General features: G+C 62.0%; 16 protein-coding genes, 1 tRNA gene and 1 pseudogene. 9 read left to right on the top strand and 9 right to left on the bottom strand.

Annotated features, from left to right (window positions below; all coding sequences use genetic code 11):
- The 3 genes from ABYW26_RS01535 to ABYW26_RS01525 all read right to left on the bottom strand — a co-directional run.
- Positions 1 to 2,904: hypothetical protein (locus tag ABYW26_RS01535; protein ID WP_372602942.1), on the bottom strand; the 2,904-nt coding region annotated here is incomplete at its 3' end.
- 239 nt (positions 2,905 to 3,143) lie between these two features.
- Complete coding sequence (locus tag ABYW26_RS01530; RefSeq protein ID WP_372602940.1) at positions 3,144 to 3,839, bottom strand: LuxR C-terminal-related transcriptional regulator; 696 nt, start codon at positions 3,837 to 3,839, stop codon at positions 3,144 to 3,146.
- Positions 3,840 to 4,207: 368 nt separating this feature from the next.
- Positions 4,208 to 4,525: a hypothetical protein gene (locus ABYW26_RS01525; RefSeq protein WP_372602939.1), complete on the bottom strand. Its 318-nt coding sequence runs from the start codon at positions 4,523 to 4,525 to the stop codon at positions 4,208 to 4,210.
- A gap of 94 nt (positions 4,526 to 4,619) precedes the next feature.
- On the opposite strand from ABYW26_RS01525, the gene ABYW26_RS01520 reads away from it, so the two are divergent.
- From ABYW26_RS01520 to ABYW26_RS01510, 3 genes are all read left to right on the top strand, one after another.
- A complete protein-coding gene (locus tag ABYW26_RS01520; protein ID WP_372602937.1) occupies positions 4,620 to 5,024 on the top strand; it encodes an ABC transporter permease subunit in 405 nt (134 codons plus the stop codon).
- 246 nt (positions 5,025 to 5,270) lie between these two features.
- Positions 5,271 to 6,797, top strand: a complete 1,527-nt coding sequence (gene adh, locus ABYW26_RS01515) for an aldehyde dehydrogenase (RefSeq protein ID WP_372602936.1) — start codon at positions 5,271 to 5,273, stop codon at positions 6,795 to 6,797.
- A 152-nt stretch (positions 6,798 to 6,949) separates the two neighbouring features.
- The gene (locus tag ABYW26_RS01510; RefSeq protein WP_372602944.1) at positions 6,950 to 7,279 is read left to right on the top strand and encodes a DUF779 domain-containing protein; all 330 of its coding nucleotides are present in this window, start codon (positions 6,950 to 6,952) and stop codon (positions 7,277 to 7,279) included.
- Positions 7,280 to 7,287: 8 nt separating this feature from the next.
- Here ABYW26_RS01510 and ABYW26_RS01505 read toward each other — a convergent pair whose 3' ends face one another.
- Genes ABYW26_RS01505 through ABYW26_RS01495 form a run of 3 tightly spaced genes read right to left on the bottom strand, consistent with a single transcriptional unit; the run spans position 7,288 to position 11,414 of the window.
- Complete coding sequence (locus tag ABYW26_RS01505) at positions 7,288 to 9,498, bottom strand: PAS-domain containing protein (protein ID WP_372602935.1); 2,211 nt, start codon at positions 9,496 to 9,498, stop codon at positions 7,288 to 7,290.
- 3 nt (positions 9,499 to 9,501) lie between these two features.
- Complete coding sequence (locus ABYW26_RS01500) at positions 9,502 to 10,674, bottom strand: FIST N-terminal domain-containing protein (RefSeq protein WP_372602934.1); 1,173 nt, start codon at positions 10,672 to 10,674, stop codon at positions 9,502 to 9,504.
- Between the two features lie 29 nt (positions 10,675 to 10,703).
- Positions 10,704 to 11,414 carry a response regulator transcription factor gene (locus ABYW26_RS01495; protein ID WP_372602932.1) on the bottom strand — a complete coding sequence of 237 codons (711 nt, stop codon included), beginning with the start codon at positions 11,412 to 11,414 and terminating at the stop codon, positions 10,704 to 10,706.
- Between the two features lie 173 nt (positions 11,415 to 11,587).
- Between ABYW26_RS01495 and ABYW26_RS01490 the strand changes: the two genes are divergently transcribed.
- Positions 11,588 to 12,559, top strand: a complete 972-nt coding sequence (locus ABYW26_RS01490; RefSeq protein WP_372602930.1) for a tellurium resistance protein — start codon at positions 11,588 to 11,590, stop codon at positions 12,557 to 12,559.
- Between the two features lie 2 nt (positions 12,560 to 12,561).
- Here ABYW26_RS01490 and gpt read toward each other — a convergent pair whose 3' ends face one another.
- Genes gpt through fabI form a run of 3 tightly spaced genes read right to left on the bottom strand, consistent with a single transcriptional unit; the run spans position 12,562 to position 14,532 of the window.
- The gene (gene gpt, locus ABYW26_RS01485; RefSeq protein WP_372602929.1) at positions 12,562 to 13,065 is read right to left on the bottom strand and encodes a xanthine phosphoribosyltransferase; all 504 of its coding nucleotides are present in this window, start codon (positions 13,063 to 13,065) and stop codon (positions 12,562 to 12,564) included.
- Positions 13,066 to 13,075: 10 nt separating this feature from the next.
- Complete coding sequence (locus ABYW26_RS01480; RefSeq protein ID WP_372602927.1) at positions 13,076 to 13,693, bottom strand: LysE family translocator; 618 nt, start codon at positions 13,691 to 13,693, stop codon at positions 13,076 to 13,078.
- A gap of 20 nt (positions 13,694 to 13,713) precedes the next feature.
- Complete coding sequence (gene fabI / locus ABYW26_RS01475; RefSeq protein ID WP_372602926.1) at positions 13,714 to 14,532, bottom strand: enoyl-ACP reductase FabI; 819 nt, start codon at positions 14,530 to 14,532, stop codon at positions 13,714 to 13,716.
- Positions 14,533 to 14,664: 132 nt separating this feature from the next.
- Between fabI and pdxH the strand changes: the two genes are divergently transcribed.
- The 5 genes and pseudogenes from pdxH to ABYW26_RS01450 form a co-directional block, all read left to right on the top strand.
- Entirely contained in the window at positions 14,665 to 15,270 is a 606-nt protein-coding gene (pdxH, locus tag ABYW26_RS01470; protein WP_372602924.1) for a pyridoxamine 5'-phosphate oxidase, read from the top strand.
- A gap of 120 nt (positions 15,271 to 15,390) precedes the next feature.
- Positions 15,391 to 15,936 carry a cold-shock protein gene (locus ABYW26_RS01465; protein ID WP_372602922.1) on the top strand — a complete coding sequence of 182 codons (546 nt, stop codon included), beginning with the start codon at positions 15,391 to 15,393 and terminating at the stop codon, positions 15,934 to 15,936.
- Positions 15,897 to 16,382, top strand: coding sequence for a DUF192 domain-containing protein (locus tag ABYW26_RS01460; protein WP_372602920.1), 486 nt, complete (start codon positions 15,897 to 15,899; stop codon positions 16,380 to 16,382). Before ABYW26_RS01465 ends, ABYW26_RS01460 begins: the two co-directional genes overlap by 40 nt.
- 41 nt (positions 16,383 to 16,423) lie before the next feature.
- Positions 16,424 to 16,500, top strand: a tRNA-Pro gene (locus tag ABYW26_RS01455).
- A gap of 487 nt (positions 16,501 to 16,987) precedes the next feature.
- Positions 16,988 to 17,874: pseudogene (locus tag ABYW26_RS01450) on the top strand (vitamin B12-dependent ribonucleotide reductase); the annotation flags it as partial.

Here is a 17,874-nt window from a genome sequence, read left to right as displayed (position 1 = left end):
GACGTGGCAGTCATCACAAGTGTTGCTGGTCGGAATGTGGTTGCCCGGTTTACCGGTTGCGGTCGTGCCATTGTGACAGGTCGAACAGGCCCCGGTGACCGCGCCGTGGTCAAAGCGGACGCTGCTCCAGCTGGTCGTCACATGGCAGTCATCGCAGGTGTTGGTGCTGGGAATATGGGTTCCCGGCTTGCCGGTGGCGGTGCTGCCGTTGTGACAGGTCGAACAGGCCCCGGTTACTGCGCCGTGGTCAAAGCGGATGCTGGTCCAGCTTGTCGTCACGTGACAATCGTCACAGGTGTTGCTGGTCGGCATGTGAGTGCCGGGTTTACCGGTGGCGGTGGTGCCGTTGTGACAGGTCGAACAGGCCCCGGTGACTGCGCCGTGGTCAAAGCGCACGTTGCTCCAACTGGTGGTGACGTGACAATCGTCACAGGTATTCGAGCTGGGAATGTGGCTGCCCGGTTTTCCGGTCGCGGCAACGCCATTGTGACAGGTCGAGCAGCCAGCCGTGACAGCACCATGATCGAACTGCACGGAGGTCCAGCTTGTGGTGACATGGCAATCGTCACAGGTATTCGTCGTTGGCACGTGGTTTACCGGCTTGCCGGTTGCGGTCGTGCCGTTGTGACAGGTCGAGCACGCCCCGGTCACCGCGCCATGGTCGAACCGCACATTGGTCCAGCTTGTCGTCACGTGACAATCGTCACAAGTGTTGCCGGTCGGGATATGGTTCGCCGGTTTACCGGTCGCCGCGACGCCATTGTGGCAGGTCGAGCAACTGGCCGAGACAGCGCCGTGATCGAACTGAACGCTGGTCCAACTGGTGGTCACATGGCAATCGTCACAGGTGTTCGTTGTTGGCACATGGTTGGCGGGCTTGCCGGTGGCAGCCGAGCCGTTGTGACATGTCGCACAGCTGGCCGAGACCGCGCCGTGGTCAAAGCGCACGCTGCTCCAACTGGTGGTGACGTGGCAGTCATCGCAGGTGTTGGTCGTCGGAATGTGATTGCCGGGTTTGCCGGTGGCAGCGGTGCCGTTGTGACAGGTTGAACAGCTGGCCGTGACCGATCCGTGGTCGAACTGAACGCTGGTCCAGCTTGTGGTCACGTGACAATCGTCACAAGTGTTGCCGGTCGGGATGTGGTTCGCCGGTTTGCCAGTGGCGGTGCTGCCGTTATGGCAGGTCGAACAGGCCCCCGAAACCGAGCCGTGGTCAAAGCGGACGCTGCTCCAGTTCGTGGTGATGTGACAATCGTCGCAGGTGTTCGAACTGGGGATGTGGTTGCCCGGCTTGCCGGTGGCCGTAGTGCCATTATGACAGGTCGAACAGGCCGCAGCGACCGCGCCGTGATCGAACTGGACGCTGCTCCAATTGGTGGTGACGTGGCAATCGTCACAAGTGTTGCTGGTCGGCACGTGGTTCGCGGGCTTGCCGGTCGCGGCCGAGCCGTTGTGACAGGTGGCGCAGGTTGCGGTCACCGCGTCATGGTCGAACTGGACGCTGGTCCAGCTTGTGGTCACATGGCAATCGTCACAGGTATTCGTCGTCGGCACGTGGTTTGCAGGTTTGCCGGTGGCGGTGCTGCCGTTGTGGCAGGTCGAACAGGATCCGCTGACCGAGCCATGGTCAAACTGGACGCTGCTCCAGTTGGTGGTGACATGGCAATCGTCACAGGTGTTGCTGGTCGGGATATGGTTCGCCGGTTTGCCGGTCGCGGTGCTGCCATTGTGACAGGTCGAGCAGGCGCCGGTCACCGCATCATGGTCAAAGCGCACGCTGCTCCAATTGGTGGTGACGTGACAGTCATCACAGGTGTTCGAGCTGGGAATGTGGTTCGCCGGTTTGCCCGTGGCGCTGCTGCCGTTATGGCAGGTCGCGCAACTGGCCGTGACAGCACCGTGATCGAACTGCACCGAGGTCCAGCTGGTGGTGATATGGCAGTCGTCACAGGTGTTCGAACTGGGAATGTGGTTGACCGGCTTGCCGGTGGCGGTGCTGCCGTTGTGACAGCTGGCACAGCTTCCGCTGACGCCGCTGTGGTCAAAGCGCACGCTGCTCCAGTTCGTCGTGACGTGGCAATCGTCGCAGGTGTTCGCGCTGGGAATATGGTTCCCCGGCTTGCCGGTGGCGGTGCTGCCGTTGTGACAACTGGCGCAGCTTCCGGTGACGCTGCTGTGGTCAAAACGCGCGCTGCTCCAGTTGGTGGTGCTGTGGCAATCCTCGCAACTGTTGCTGCTGGCGATGTGGTTGGCAGATTTGCCGGTGGCGGTGGCGCCGTTGTGGCAGGTCGCGCAGGCGCCCGAAACCGCGCTGTGATCAAAGCGGACGCTGGCCCAGCTGGTGGTCTGGTGGCAATCCTCGCACTGGCGCGACGCGGGTGGGTGGGTGCTGGACTTGCCTTGCGCGATGGTGCCGTTGTGACAGGTCACACAATCGGCGGCGATCCCGGCATGGTCAAACCGCACCATCGTCCAGTCGGTGGTGTCGTGACAGCTTTCGCAGCCATCCGAGGTCGGCGGGTGATCGGCGGATTTGCCTTCGGCGGTGCTGCCATCGTGACACGAGGCGCAAGGCGCGCTGACAAAGCTGTGGTCAAAGGCGAAGGGCGCCCAGTTGGTCGTGGTATGGCATTGCGCACAGGCGGTGGTGGATTGCGGGTGGCTGACGCTGCGGCCCTTGGCGAGATTGCCATCGTGACAGGCAACGCAATCGGTCGGCGTGTCGGCCAGGCTGCCGCCAATGTGGCACGAGGTGCATTCAGCCGTTTCATGCGCGCCGGTCAGGGCAAAGCCGGTGGCGGTGTGATCGAAGCCGCCCGAGAAGGTCACATCCTGGGCAAAGCTGACCGAGCCGAACATCAGCGCCGCGAAAAATGCGAAAGCTGCCAGCCAGACCCGTATCACGCTGGTCTGTCTGTCACTTGTGCCACAAACGCGCGGCGGGCTTATGCGCTGTGCAATGCTCAAATTCGTCCCTCGGGGGATCTGGCGCCTGAATTGATGCGCCAGAATATTTTTATGAGGGAACACTACCTGTAGAGGTGCACAAGAACATTGGTCTGCCGTTTACGGGCATAAACCTCAGGTCTATTGAGGCAAAAGTTAACGGGTTTATGCGAAAATCGACGAAAAACGCCCGGCGCTTAGCCAGCGTCGTCGATCAGGTTGCGAAAGCTGGCCTCTTGCACCAACAGCACCGCTTGCGTCCGGCTTTGAACGCCCAGTTTGCGCAAGATCGCGGTGACATGCGCCTTGACCGTAGTTTCAGCGATCGACAGGTCATAGGCGATCTGTTTGTTCAGCTTGCCTTCGCAGATCAGATCAAGGATTCGCGCTTGTTGCCGGGTCAGCTGGCCCAGCCGTTGCAACGCCTCTTCGCGCGGGCTGTGCAGGTCGGACTCGCGCAGGTCTTCGTGCTCCATGCCTTCGGGAATAAAGGTGCGGCCTTCGGCAATGGTGTCAAAGGCGGCGCGGAACGTGTCGCGCTTGGAATGTTTCGGCACGAACCCGGCCGCGCCCGAGCGGATCACCGAAGCGATCGTCCGGGTGTCGGTGATCGACGACACCACCACGACCGGCCGTCCCGGCGCCGCCTTGCGCAGCCGCAGCAACCCGTCCAGCCCGGTCACGTCGGGCAGGTTCAGGTCCAAGACCAGAATATCGGGCAAAGGCGGCCGCATCAGCCGTGCCAGCGCCGATTGCAGGCAATTGTAGGATTCGACCATGCCGATCCCGGCCACCGCCTTGAGCGTCATTGCCAGCGCGTCACAAAACAGCGGGTGATCGTCGATCACCAGCGCCAGGCGTGGGGCCTCGTGAAGTTTGTGCACGGCGGTCATTGCGGCTCCGGCGTTGGTGGTGGGACGTTGACTTACGCTAGCGCGGCGTGGGCGGCGCGTAACTTATCCATTGGTCTATGGGCCAAAGGTCTTGGTCGCTGGCGGGCAGGGGGCCGCACCGGGCGGATATGAAAAACCCCTCCCGCGGTGGCGGAAGGGGCTGGATTGCGGTCCGAGAGGGTCAGACGCAATCGTGCTGCGTTCGATCAGTTGGCCGCGGCCAGTTGTTTCGGCAGTTTGAAGGTCCAGACAGTGCCACCCTGGTTCAGGTAGTTGACCTTTTTGGCGACTTCGCCGCCCCACAATTGCTGACCGTCGTGCGCCGGGCCAGCCCCGAGGCAATCAGCGCCAGCCAGTCCAGCGATTCGTCATATCGGATCCAGTGTGACAAGCATGTTGATCGGTGCGCCGGAAAAGCCGGGCAGGGGCGCCAGAGGTTCGGTTTCGAACACGTAACCGGCCTCGGCCCCGCCCGAATTCAACAGGCTGTAGACGCCCTTGTCATTCACCGCCGGACCCAGGGCAAAGGGCGGCTGAACAAAGGCGGCGATGTCTTGACGGGACAGCGTGCGGGCCTGTGCACCTGCTGGCCGGGACGAACCGAACCAACCAGGAGGAGGGAGAGCAGGATGACACAGGCCGCACGCATAGGGAAACTCTAGGCCGGGGTTGGGTAGCAGCGACATAAGACGATGGTCCTAGTTCAGCGGACCGCATGTTGACGTGGACCGGTTCGGGGCGCTGTTGTCAGTGGGACAGACGAAAACAGGAACAGTGGTCATGCGAGGTTTGGGCGACCGGGTGATCCTTGTTGCGTCCCTGATGGCGCTGCTGGCGTTGAACCTGCCGGCGCTGGTGGTGATCGTGCTGTGCTATCTGTGGATCGGCCTGAACGAGACAGCCGCCATCGTCGCCGTCGCCTTTAACAAGATCGCGCTGGTTCTGGTCACGATGCGTGAAGGGGCGCGCACGCTGGACCGGCCCGTAGCCGAGATGGCCAAGGTCTATCGGATGCGGTTTCCGGCGCGGCTGCGGCATGTCATTCTGCCTCAGTTGGCGCCGTATATCTCGTCGGCGGCGCGGGGCGGTCTGTCGATCATCTGGAAGCTGGTTCTGATGATCGACTATCTGCTGATCCAGCCCAGCGAGATCCGCGCCCGGCGCTGGTGCGGTCAGGCGGTCTGAGCCCTATCCAAAGGCGCGCCTTGCGGCGCAAGATTTTTATCTCGCCCCTTGCAGGGCTCGGGCAGGCCTCCGGCGGGAGTATTTTCACCAGGAAAAGCTGCGAAACCCCTTGAATTGTTGGGTTTGGCGGATGCTGCGCCTGCATCTAAGACCTTGGTCGCAAGACTAAGGCATAATGGCGAAGCGCGGCGCGGCAAGCGCAAGATACCACTGTCCGGCAGGGTCCGGTAATGTGGAGGAAATCAAATGAACCAGATGACATCGAACGTGAATCCCGCGTTCCTGCAAAACCCTTTCAAAACCCGTTATGACAACTTTATCGGCGGCCGGTTCAAAGCGCCGAATGCTGGTCGTTATTTCGACAACCTCTCGCCGATCACCGGCACCAAGATCGGCGAAATCGCCCGTTCGGATGCGTCGGATATCGAGGATGCGCTGGATGCGGCCCACGCCGCCCGCGAAGCCTGGGGCAAGACCTCGGTCACCGATCGCGCCAACATGCTGATGAAAATCGCGCAGGTGATGGAAGATAACATCGAGACCATCGCGCTGGCCGAAACCTGGGATAACGGCAAGCCGATCCGTGAAACCATGGCCGCCGACCTGCCGCTGGCCATCGACCACTTCCGCTATTTCGCATCTTGTGTGCGGGCACAGGAAGGCACGATGGGCGAGCTGGATGACGATACCGTCGCTTATCACTTCCACGAGCCGCTGGGCGTTGTCGGCCAGATCATCCCGTGGAACTTTCCGCTGCTGATGGCAGCATGGAAACTGGCTCCGGCTCTGGCTGCGGGCAACTGCGTGGTGATGAAGCCCGCCGAACAGACCCCGGCCACCATCATGCTGTGGGCCGAACTGATCGGTGATCTGCTGCCCGCCGGTGTTCTGAACATCGTCAACGGTTTCGGTCTGGAAGCCGGCAAGCCGCTGGCCTCCAGCCCGCGCATCGCCAAGATCGCCTTTACCGGCGAGACCACCACTGGCCGCCTGATCATGCAATACGCCACCGAGAACCTGATTCCGGTGACGCTGGAGCTGGGCGGCAAATCGCCGAACATCTTCCACAAGGACGTGTGCCGCGAAGACGACGATTTCTTCGACAAGGCAATCGAAGGCTTTGTGATGTTCGCGCTGAACCAGGGCGAGGTCTGCACCTGTCCGTCGCGCGCGCTGATCCATGAAGACATCTATGACCAGTTCATGGAGCGCGCCATTGCCCGCACCGAAGCCATCATCGCCGGCGACCCGCGCGCCATGGAAACGATGATCGGGGCGCAAGCGTCGAGCGAGCAGAAAGAAAAGATCCTGTCCTATTTCGACATCGGTCGTCAGGAAGGCGCTGAAATTCTGACCGGCGGGTCGGAAAACAACTTTGGCGGCGATCTGGCTGGTGGCTATTACATCAAGCCGACGATCTTCAAGGGTCACAACAAGATGCGTGTGTTCCAGGAAGAGATCTTTGGCCCGGTCGTGTCGGTTACCACCTTCAAGGACGAGGCCGAGGCGCTGTCGATCGCCAATGACACGCTGTATGGTCTGGGCGCCGGTGTGTGGTCGCGCGATGCGAACACCTGCTATCGCTTTGGCCGTGGCATTCAGGCCGGTCGGGTCTGGACCAACTGCTATCACGCTTATCCGGCCCACGCGGCCTTTGGCGGTTACAAGCAGTCGGGCATCGGTCGCGAGACCCACAAGATGATGCTGGATCACTATCAGCAGACCAAGAACATGCTGGTCAGCTACAGCCCGAAAAAACTGGGCTTCTTCTAAGCCATTTTCGATGGCTCTTGGCGGGGCCTGTTTCGGGCCCCGCTTTTTTGTGACCGGGAGGAAGTTCAATGATCGACAAGACACCGTTTTCCTGCGTGACCGATGACGCCGCCCTGCCGGGGACCGAGCCTTTGGCCCGCGTCACCGCGACTATGGCCGCGCGCGACCTGATCGCCGAGATCAAAGCCGATCACGGCGAGATCCTGTTTCATCAATCGGGGGGCTGTTGCGACGGGTCGTCGCCGATGTGCTATCCCAAGAACGATTTCCATATCGGCGGCTCGGACGTCAAACTGGGCGAGGTTGACGGGGTCGAGGTGTTCATCTCGGGGCCGCAATTCGAGGTATGGAAGCACACGCAGCTGATCCTTGACGTGGTGCCCGGACGTGGCGGCATGTTCAGTCTGGATAATGGCCGCGAAAAGCGGTTCCTGTCGCGCTCGCGGGTGTTCACGGCCGAGGAATTGGCGGCGCTGGGATAGCGTCCGGATCAGTCCGGCAGGCACCCGGCCAGAAACGCCTCAAGCCGCCGGGCATCCAGCGGTTTCGACATCAGATCGACGCCGGCCTCGGCACAGGCCTGACGCAGCTCGGCACTGCGGTTGGCCGAGATGATCCGTGCCGGCACATCCGGGTGCTGGGCGCGCAGGCGGCGCAAGAGGTCCAGCCCGGATTCGCCGTCGTCCAATTGGTAATCGATCAGCATCGCATCGGGCGAAATCTGGATTTCCTCAAGCAGGGCCAAAGCCTCGTCGCCGCTGCTGACATCCAGAACCGATGCGTTCCATTTTCCTAACAGCAGGCTGAAGGCGCGGCGCAGTTCGGCGTCGTTTTCGACCAGCAGCACAATCAGGCCCGCGTCGGCCAGTTTCTGGCGCGATTGCGGTTGCGGTTTCGGGCTGGCGACCGGCAACTGGCCTTCGGCCAGCGGCACGTTGACGAAAAACCCGGTGCCCTGACCGACGACCGACCACAGGCCCAGCGGGTGATCCAGCCGGTGACAGGCGCGCTCGACAATAGCCAGCCCAAGGCCCAGACCCTCGGTCGCCGGGGCGCCCGTGTCGAGCCGGTGAAATTCCTGAAAGATCTCGTCCTGATGCTCGTCCGCGATGCCGGGGCCGGTGTCCCAGACCTCAAGCCGAATGGACCCGCCATTGCGCCGCCCGCCGACCAGCACCTTGCCGGTCTGGGTATAGCGAATGGCGTTGGCGATCAGGTTTTGCAGGATGTGGGTCAGGAACATCGGGTTCGACACCACGATGGCGCTGGAATCGATCACCCGGAAATCCAGCCCCTTCAGCGCCGCATGCGGGGCGAATTCATCGCGCAGCCGGGACAGGATGCGCGCCAGCGGCACCGGGCTTTGTTCCAGCGCGGTCTGATCGGCGTCCAGCTTTGAGATATCCAGCAGCGCCTCGATGATGTTCTCGACGCTTTCCAGCGCATTATAGGCCTTGTTGACGGTCTGCAATTCGCTGGCCTCGCGGCCGGGGTTTTCCGCAAGCGAAGCGATATAGAGCTTAGCCGCCGAAAGCGGTTGCAACAGGTCATGGCTGGCGGCGGCGACAAAGCGCGATTTCGAGGCATTGGCGCGCTCGGCGTCGGACAGGGCGTCTTCCAGTTCCAGCGTGCGTTCGACCACGCGCTGTTCCAGCAATTCATTGGATTCCGACAGGCGGCGGGCGGCGTCGCGTTCAGAGGTGATGTCGGTCAGCGATACCACGAAACCGCGGTCGGGCATTTCCTGTGCGAAGAAATCCAGCGTGGTGCCGTTGCGGTGCTGAACCTCAAAAGACAGTGGCCGACGGCGACCGGGGCGCGCGACCCATGCTAGAACCGCCGAATGATCCAGACCGCCGGGCAGGATCAGCCGTTCGGTCATGCGGCTGAACAGCGTGTCGAAATGAGCGCCAAAGCGGAATTGCGTCGTCGGCATCGCCATCAAATCGCCCAGCCGCCGGTTCCAGCCGACCAGCCGGGTTTCGCTGTCAAAGATGCCGACGCCCTGATTCAGGTGGTCCAGCGTGGCACGGATCATGATCGCCTGATCGTCCATCAGCTTGTCGCGGGCCTCGCGTTCAAGCCGCATGATGTCGGTGACATCGGTTTGCAGGATCACCGTGCCGCCATCGGGGGTGCGGTGTTCGCTGACCTGCACCCAGCGGTCGCCGGTCAGGCGGACGTTAAAGATCGAATGCCGGTCGGTGTGGCGCTTCATCCGTTGGGCGCGCCACGCGGCGCGGGCGGCGTCGTCGGGCAGGTCCAGACTGGCGCTGCGGCTGACGGCGGTGACATATTCGGCAAAGCCCAGACCGGGGTGCAACTGGTGTTTCAGATCACCCAGATGCATCGAGAACCGCAGATTGCTAAGCACCAGACGGTCATCCGGGCTGAACAGGGCAAAGCCCTCTTCCACGGCTTCGATCGCGGCGGTCAGGTCGGCGCGGGCGGCTTCGGTGGCGCGGTTGGCATCGGCCAGCCGGGCGTTCGAGGTGTTCAGCAGATCCCGCGCATGTTCCAGATCGCTGGTGCGCTGGCGGACCTGATCTTCAAGCAAGGCCGCGCGTTCGAACTGGGCATAGGCGGCACCCGAACGGTCGGTATCTTGTTCGACCCGGCGCATCAGCGCCTCGGCGATCTGCACCAGCTTTTCGTTCTGGCGCTCAAGCGGGTCAGCAGGGTTGATCAGTGACGAATACATGGCCTAGTCCTGCGGTTCGGGCTCGGGGTCCGGGCGATAGATCGCCACGCCGGTCATGGTCTGGTTGACATGTTTGGCATCGCTTTGTTCGCCATAAGTGCCAAAGCCGACGACCCGGTTGCGGCGCAGGATTTCGGAAATGCGGGCGGTTTGTTGTGATTGCTGGGCCTCGACCCGGCGCAGGATGCAATCGCAGACCAGAATGCCCTCTAACGGGCCGCTTTCGGCCATCGCGGTCAATTCGCGGTCCAGATGGGTGGCCAGATCCTCGGGGTTGGCAAGGGTCAGCACCAGCCCTTCGTCAATGGCCGAAAAGAACACCAGATCGGTTTTGTCGACCACGCGCTGAATGGCGCGGACATGGTGGCGCCCACCGACCTTGACCACGACCGGATGCGCCGCAAAGGTGAAGGTATCCAGCTGTTCGGGGTCCTTACCCAGCAGGCGGGCATATTCGCGCGCTGCCGGTTCGGCGTTAATTTCGTGCACCAGCCGGCGCGAGGGATCGGCGCTGGTCACCACCATGCGGGTGGTTGAGGGCACCAGATGGTCAAGGCTGAACACCTTGACCCGGCAATGGCTGCGCACCAGCGTCAGCACGGCGGCATCGCGATAGGATTTGCCGTTGCAAGCGACAAAGGCCTGCTCGAACCGCACCCCGTCACCGGCCGAGCCGCCAAACAGCGGCATCGCGCCCAGACCGGGGGACAGGGCGCTCATCAATTCGTCCTCGCGCAGCGACATGCCATCCACTGCCAGAAACGCAAATTCGTGCGGCATCGATTCAGCCGCTTGCGCCAGCGCGGCACGGGCGCGGATCAGATCGCCGAACACCTGTTGCGGCACGATATTTCCAAGGTCGGGCAGGACCAGAGTGGTCACCGCGAACAGATCGGCGGGCAGGGCGGCGGCGACGATTTCACCCTCGGTATAGCCCTTTTCGGAAATCTCGCCCGCAGTTGTGCAGGCAACAATATGCGCCCCGGTAAAGCAGGTCTGCGCCTCGGAAACGATGGCCTGAAAATCGGCCATGGGCGACACGAACAGCAGGATCAGCGCGAAATCGCCCTGACCCAACGCCGCGCGCAATTCCTGCACCGGCGCCGGATGGTCGCAGGATACATGAGCCTGCCGCAAAGCCGAAGCCGCGGTTGCAAGGTTTTCTGGCTTGCCCATTCTCCTCCCCGATCACAGGCAATGATCTGTTATGCGGCCGGCTGATCCCCGCCTAGAATGGTGGTGAACCGGGCCTCTTGCGCGATCAGCACCGCCTGAGTGCGGCTTTGCACCCCAAGCTTGCGCATGATCGCCGTAACATGGGCTTTGACTGTCGGTTCTGCAATCGAAAGCTCAAAGGCGATTTGCTTGTTCAGCAGACCTTCGCAAATCAGCCCCAGAATCCGCGCCTGCTGGGCGGTCAGGGTCGACAAGCGCGACAGGGCAGCCTCTTGGAATGTGCTGGTGTTGTCGTCCGCCTCGGGCAGATAGATGTCGTCGGGCACATAGGTGCGGCCCTCGCGGATCGCGGTGATTGCGGCGCGAAAGATGTCGCGCTTGCTGTGTTTCGGGATAAAGCCACGCGCCCCCGCCCGCAGGGTCGACGCCACGATCCGCGGCTCTGCCATGGCGCTGACCACGATCACCGGCACGCCGGGCGCGGCGGTCAGCAGGCGCATCAGCCCGTCCAGACCGTTCACATCCGGCAGGTTCAGGTCCAGAAACACCACGTCCGGCTGCCACCCTTCGGCGAGACGGGACAGGGCGGCGGTCAGGGTCTCGGCGGTTTCGAGGGTCTTGATCGGGGCGATGGCCCTGAGGGTCATCGACAGCGCGTCGCAGAACAGCGGGTGGTCGTCGATAACCAAGGTGGTCATCGCCTCGGCGTGCTGAGGCAAAATATGTGTCGGTGCGGTCATGCCGGACCTCCCTTTCCTGCATTTCGATTACGGTAACAAATAGCTGGCAGGGTAAAAACTACGACTAAAGTCTATTGGTCGTGATGCTGCGACACTCGACCCCAGTCTGAAACGCTTCACAATCGCGGCTATTCAGGGCAAAAGCCGGGGTAAGTCCGGAAATGGAGACCATTATGCGCCAGAATAGCTTGCGTGCCAAGTTTGCCCAATCGACCCCGCCTGCGATATTTCCGCCGATTTTTGGCCTGTTCGGGCTGGGGCTGGCGTGGCGTCGCGCCGAATTGGCGCTGGCGGTGCCCGATGCCGTGGCGCAAATTCTGCTGGGCGCGGTGACGGCGCTGTATCTGTTTGCGCTGCTGGCTTATCTGGTCAAGGTCGCCCGCCGCCCCGGTGTGGTGGTCGAGGATCTGCGGGTTCTGCCCGGCCGCGCCGGTCTGGCGGGCATGGTGCTGTCGATGTATCTGCTGGGCGCGACCCTGCTGCCGGTCAGCCTGACGCTGGCCAATCTGGCACTGTGGGTCGGGCTGTTGATGCATGGGGTGCTGGTGGTGCTGATGCTGCGTCTGTTGACCCGTGGCCCGGTCGAGCAACGGCAGGTCACGCCGGTCTGGCATCTGGTGTTTGTCGGTTTCATCATCGCGCCGGTTGTGGCGGTCCCGCTGGGATATGGCGCCGCGTCCGAGGTGATCCTGATCGCCACCGGCCTGTGCGCCGCGGTGATCTGGGTGATCAGCTTTGGCCAATTGCTGCGCCGCGATCCGCCGCCGCCGCTGCGGCCGCTGCTGGCGATCCACCTGTCGCCCGCGGCGCTGTTGGGTATCGTGTCGCTGATGCTGGGCCATGTGCAGATGGCACAGGGGTTCGCGCTGTGGGCTTCGGTCATTCTGGCGGTGCTGGTGGTGCGGGCGCGCTATCTGACCGCCGCCGGGTTCAGCGCGATGTGGGGCGCGTTCACCTTTCCGATGGCGGCTTATGCTTCGCTGATGCTGTCGCTGGGCGCGGCTGGTAAAGGGCAGGGGTTCGAGATCGCGGGCACCGTGACACTGGTCGCGGCGACGCTGATTATCCCGCCGATCGCGATCAAGGTGATGCAGGGCTGGGCCAAGGGCCAACTGGCGGTCAAGACCAACGCCGCGCGGGCGTAAGATCAGTCCTTGCCGCGATAGGGCTCGACATATTGCAGGGCCATGTCCCACGGGAAGAAAATCCACGTGTCCTGACTGACCTCGGTGATGAAGGTATCGACCAGGGGCCGGCCCTTGGGCTTGGCATAGACCGTGGCGAAATGCGCCTTGGGATACAGTCGGCGCACCAGCTCAAGGGTTTTGCCGCTGTCCACCAGATCGTCGATCACCAGAATGCCGGTGCCATCGCCCACAAGATCGGCATCGGGTGCTTTCAGCACCGTGGCCTCGGTCTGTGACTGGTGGTTGTAGGACTTGACCGAGATCGTATCGATGATGCGGATATCCAGCTCGCGCGCGACGATCATCGCCGGGGCCATGCCGCCACGTGTGATGGCGATCACCGCTTTCCAATCGCTGTTCTCGGGCGCCTGACCGTCCAGCCGCCACGCCAGCGCCCGGCTGTCGCGATGCAGTTGGTCCCAACTGACGTGAAAGCCTTTCTCATGCGGCAAACGATCGCTCATGACGGTCTCCTCAGGTGAGTGCGAGCTTCAGACCCAACAGCGCCAGCAGGCCGCCGAAAGTCCGGTCGATGGAAGATTTCAAACCAAGATAGCCGCGCCGGGTGCGGTCTAGCGAGAAAATTCGGCTGACGATCAGGTTCCAGCCGGTGTCGTTGAACAGGATCATCGCCATCAGCACGCCGTAAGCCCAGAACGGCAGGCTGGGCGGCAGGAAGGTCAGAAAGATCGTGCCAAAGAAAATCGCCGGTTTCGGATTGGCCAGTTGCGTGGTGATCCCCAGCCGCATCAGCCCCAGATTGCTGCGGCCGCACCCGGTCTCGGGCAGGTGGGTGTCCAGCGGCTCGGCGGCATGGCGCCACATCTTCCACGCCAGAAACAGCAGATACCCGGCCCCGGCCAGTTTCAGCACTGTTAGCAGCGCCGGCGCGACCTGAAACAGAACCGCCAGCCCAAAGAGCGCCGCCAGCGCCCAGATGCAGGCGCCCAACCCGATGCCCAGCGACAGCCACGCCCCGCGCGCCATGCCTTCGCGCAACCCGGTGCGGGCCGCCAAAAGCACGGCTGGCCCCGGCGAGATCGCCGCGGCCAGATGCACGAAATAGATCGCGGCAAACGCGCCAAGGGTCATGGCAGTGTCAGAATCGGGGGTCACTTTCGCCCGGTGGCGGCATCAATATCCGGTGCGTCGACGGCTTTCATCCCGACGATATGATAGCCCGCATCGACATGCAGGTTCTCGCCGGTGACGCCTGAACCAAGTTCAGACAGCAGGTAAACCGCCGATTTGCCGACCTCGTCCTGGGTCACGTTGCGGCGCAGGGGCGAGTTCAGCTCGTTCCATTTCAGGATATAGCGGAAGTCGCCGATGCCGCTGGCGGCAAGGGTCTTGATCGGGCCAGCCGAAATGGCGTTGACGCGGATGTTCTGTTTGCCCAGATCCTCGGCCAGATATTTCACCGAAGCCTCAAGCGCGGCCTTGGCGACGCCCATCACGTTGTAATGCGGCATCACCTGTTCAGCGCCGTAATAGGTCAGCGTCAGGCACGAGCCGCCATCGGTCATCAGCTTTTCAGCCCGACGCACAACGGCGGTGAAGGAATAGACCGAGATATCCATCGTCAGACGGAAGTTTTCCGGGCTGGTATCGACATAACGGCCGCGCAGCTCGTTCTTGTCCGAGAAACCGATGGCGTGAACGATAAAGTCCAGCTTGCCCCATTTGGACTCAAGCTCGGCAAAGAGGGCGTCGATCGAGGCCTCATCGGCAACGTCGCATTCCAGCACGATGTCGGACCCGACCGCGGCTGCCAACGGCTCGACCCGTTTTTTCAGCGCGTCGCCCTGATACGAAAACGCCATTTCAGCACCGTGATCGGCGCAAGCCTTGGCAATGCCCCAGGCGATCGACTTGTCGTTCGCCAGGCCCATGATCAAGCCGCGCTTTCCCTGCATCAGTTTTGTTGACATTGGGTGTCCCTCGAAACCTTTTTCATGGACAAAGGTTTAGGGCAATCATGCGGGGCCATCAAGACCAACAGGCATGGCCTTTGATTTGGCGCTGTGCTCAGATGGCGCAAGGCCCGCAGCAGGGAGACAGGAATGAGCGATCGAAGTGGACTTTTCGCGGGCGACGACCCGTTCGTGCTGGCACAGAAATGGCTGGACGAGGCAACGAAAGCCGAAATCAACGACCCCAACGCGATGGCGCTGGCGACGGTCGATGCCACGGGATTGCCGAATGTGCGCATGGTGCTGCTGAAAGAAATCGAACCTGCCGCTTTCGTGTTCTACACCAATTATGAAAGCCAAAAGGCGCAGGAAATTGAGCAAGGTGGTTCAGCGGCTTTTGTGCTACACTGGAAGTCGTTGCGGCGTCAGATCCGCGTCCGGGGGGTGACCGAACGCGAAGAGGGGCCGCAGGCAGATGCCTATTTCGCCTCGCGCTCGCTGAAAAGCCGGTTGGGGGCGTGGGCGTCAAGACAGTCGCGTCCGCTTGCATCCCGCGGGGCGCTGCTGGCCGAGGTCGCACGGGTCACCGCCGAACATGGCACGGCCCCCAGGCGACCGCCATTTTGGGGAGGATATCGGATTCACCCTGTGGAAATAGAGTTCTGGGCCGATGGCGCATTCCGGTTGCATGACCGCTTTCGCTGGAGTCGGCCCTCGGTTGCCGATCCATGGACGGTTCAGCGCCTGAACCCTTGATATTCACGTCACGCGAAATGCAACCCCCGGTTATCGAAAGATAAATTAGGCTTGCAGAATACGTTGAGTCTGTCACAACAGGGGGTGGGACACTCACGAACGAAACATTGCGATACGAAGATGAACGATCAGGACATCACCGGCACCCGCACGGTTCAGGGGCGGGTAAAATGGTTCGACCCTGGTAAGGGGTTTGGATTTGTGGTCGCCGATGACGGCGGCCCGGACATTCTGCTTCATGCGAATGTGCTGCGGAACTATGGCCAAAGCTCGGTTACCGATGGCGCGATGATCGCGGTGGTGGTGCAATGCACCGGCCGGGGGATGCAGGCGATCGAGGTCGAACTGATCGCGCCGCCCGAAGGCGGAGATACCCCGCCGCTTGAAGATCTTGCTGCTTTTGATCCTGTCGCACTGGCCTCGGCGCCGCTGGAACCGGCGCGGGTGAAATGGTTCGACAAGGGCAAGGGCTTTGGCTTTGCCAATGTCTTTGGCAGCGATGACGATGTGTTTGTGCATGTCGAGGTTCTGCGCCGCTCGGGGCTGGCCGATCTGCAACCGGGCGAGGCGATCTGCCTGCGGGCGGTCGATGGCAAGCGCGGGCGGATGGCAACAATGGTGAGTACATGGGAAAGCGCGGTTTCCGCACCGGTCTTGTCGGACTGATTCTGTCGATCCTGGCCGCAGGGCCGGGGCTGGCGATGTGCGACGAGGATCAGGTGGCGTTGAAAGGCGACTGGGGCGAGGCCCGGTTCCGTGTCGAGATCGCCGACGATTCAGAAGAACGTGCGCTGGGGCTGATGTATCGGCCCTCGATGCCCGCCGGGCAGGGCATGTTATTCGTCTATCCGGCGCCGCAGCGGGCGGTGTTCTGGATGAAAAACACGCTGATCCCTTTGGACATGATCTTTGTCGATGCCACCGGGCAGGTCAGCCGCGTGCACAGCAACGCCGTGCCGCAGGATCTGACGCCGATCGACGGCGGCGAGGGCGTTCTGGCCGTGCTTGAGATCAACGGCGGTCTGGCGGCGCAAATCGGCATCGCACCGGGCACGGTTTTGCGGCATCCGGCCTTTGGCGGCGATGCGATCTGGCCCTGCACTGCGCCTTAGGGCTTTTCATTCGGCGGAACCCTCTGTAAGCAAGCGGCGTTCGGGGCGTAGCGCAGCCTGGTAGCGCGACGGTTTTGGGTACCGTAGGTCGGAGGTTCGAATCCTCTCGCCCCGACCAGATTTCAAAAAACAGCAGGGAATCAAAGGTTAACGCGCTGCGGCGCGGCAGGATTTCGTGCTGGTCGACCCGATCTGGCGCTAACCCTATATATAGTGGGCAATTTTCAAGGCTTACCCATATGTCGCGGCGCGGCGTTTCCTGTGGATGAATCACTTTGTCCAGGACGTCGTTCAAAATTCGGGAAATCCGTCAACGAAGAAAACACGCCTGACAGCCGATTTAATTCAAATTTTTTGATTGACCCACCCCCTCTATCTACGTCACCTTGTGTGAGCCGAAGGGGATCGCCACAACATATAGTGGCTCCATCAAGGGCCAAAAACGACACCACACAAAACGCCACCTTGCGTGGCCAGGTCACGGGGAACGCTGTTCCCTGAAGGGTCGTTCTTTGTCTGCTTGGCCTTCGGCACGAAATTAAAGGGGGCAGGGCGATCCATCGCACACAAGCCTCGGGGACGACACTATCGCGACGGGGCGGACAATGAAGATCGAACGTAAATTTACCACTGACGAAACCGGGGCTTACGGGGCGCTGGAGTTTACCATCACCGCGTCGGAGATTCGCAATCCCGACGGCAAGATCGTGTTCGGTCTGGACAATGTCGAGGTGCCGCAGGGCTGGAGCCAGGTTGCAAGCGACGTGATTGCCCAGAAATACTTCCGCAAGGCCGGCGTTCCCGTCCGCCTGAAAAAGGTCAAGGAAAAGGGCGTTCCGGAGTTCCTGTGGCGCTCGGTTCCCGATGATAAGGCGATGGCCGATCTGCCCGAAGACGCCCGCACCTGCGGCGAAACCTCGGCTAAGCAGGTGTTCGACCGTCTGGCCGGCGCCTGGACCTATTGGGGCTGGAAAGGTGGCTATTTCACCACTGAATCCGACGCCCGCGCCTATTTCGACGAGATGCGCTATATGCTGGCCACCCAGCGCGCCGCGCCCAACAGCCCGCAGTGGTTCAACACCGGCCTGCACTGGGCTTACGGCATCGATGGCCCCGGTCAGGGCCACTATTACGTAGATTACAAGACCGGCATCCTGACCCGCTCGGATTCGGCCTATGAACATCCGCAGCCGCACGCCTGTTTCATCCAGTCCGTGGATGACGATCTGGTCGGCGATGGCGGCATCATGGACCTGTGGGTCCGCGAAGCGCGCCTGTTTAAATACGGCTCGGGCACCGGCACCAACTTCAGCTCGCTGCGCGCCGCGAACGAGCCGCTGTCGGGCGGTGGCAAATCCTCGGGTCTGATGGGGTTCCTGCGCATCGGTGACCGCGCCGCCGGCGCGATCAAATCCGGCGGCACCACCCGCCGCGCCGCCAAGATGGTCACGCTCGACGTGGACCACCCGGACATCGAAGAATACATCGACTG

Origin of the sequence: Actibacterium sp. (assembly GCF_041584535.1) — a bacterium.
Taxonomy (GTDB): domain Bacteria; phylum Pseudomonadota; class Alphaproteobacteria; order Rhodobacterales; family Rhodobacteraceae; genus Actibacterium_D.
Note: the sequence above shows the minus strand (reverse complement) of the source record. Positions and strands in the feature narration are given on the sequence as shown.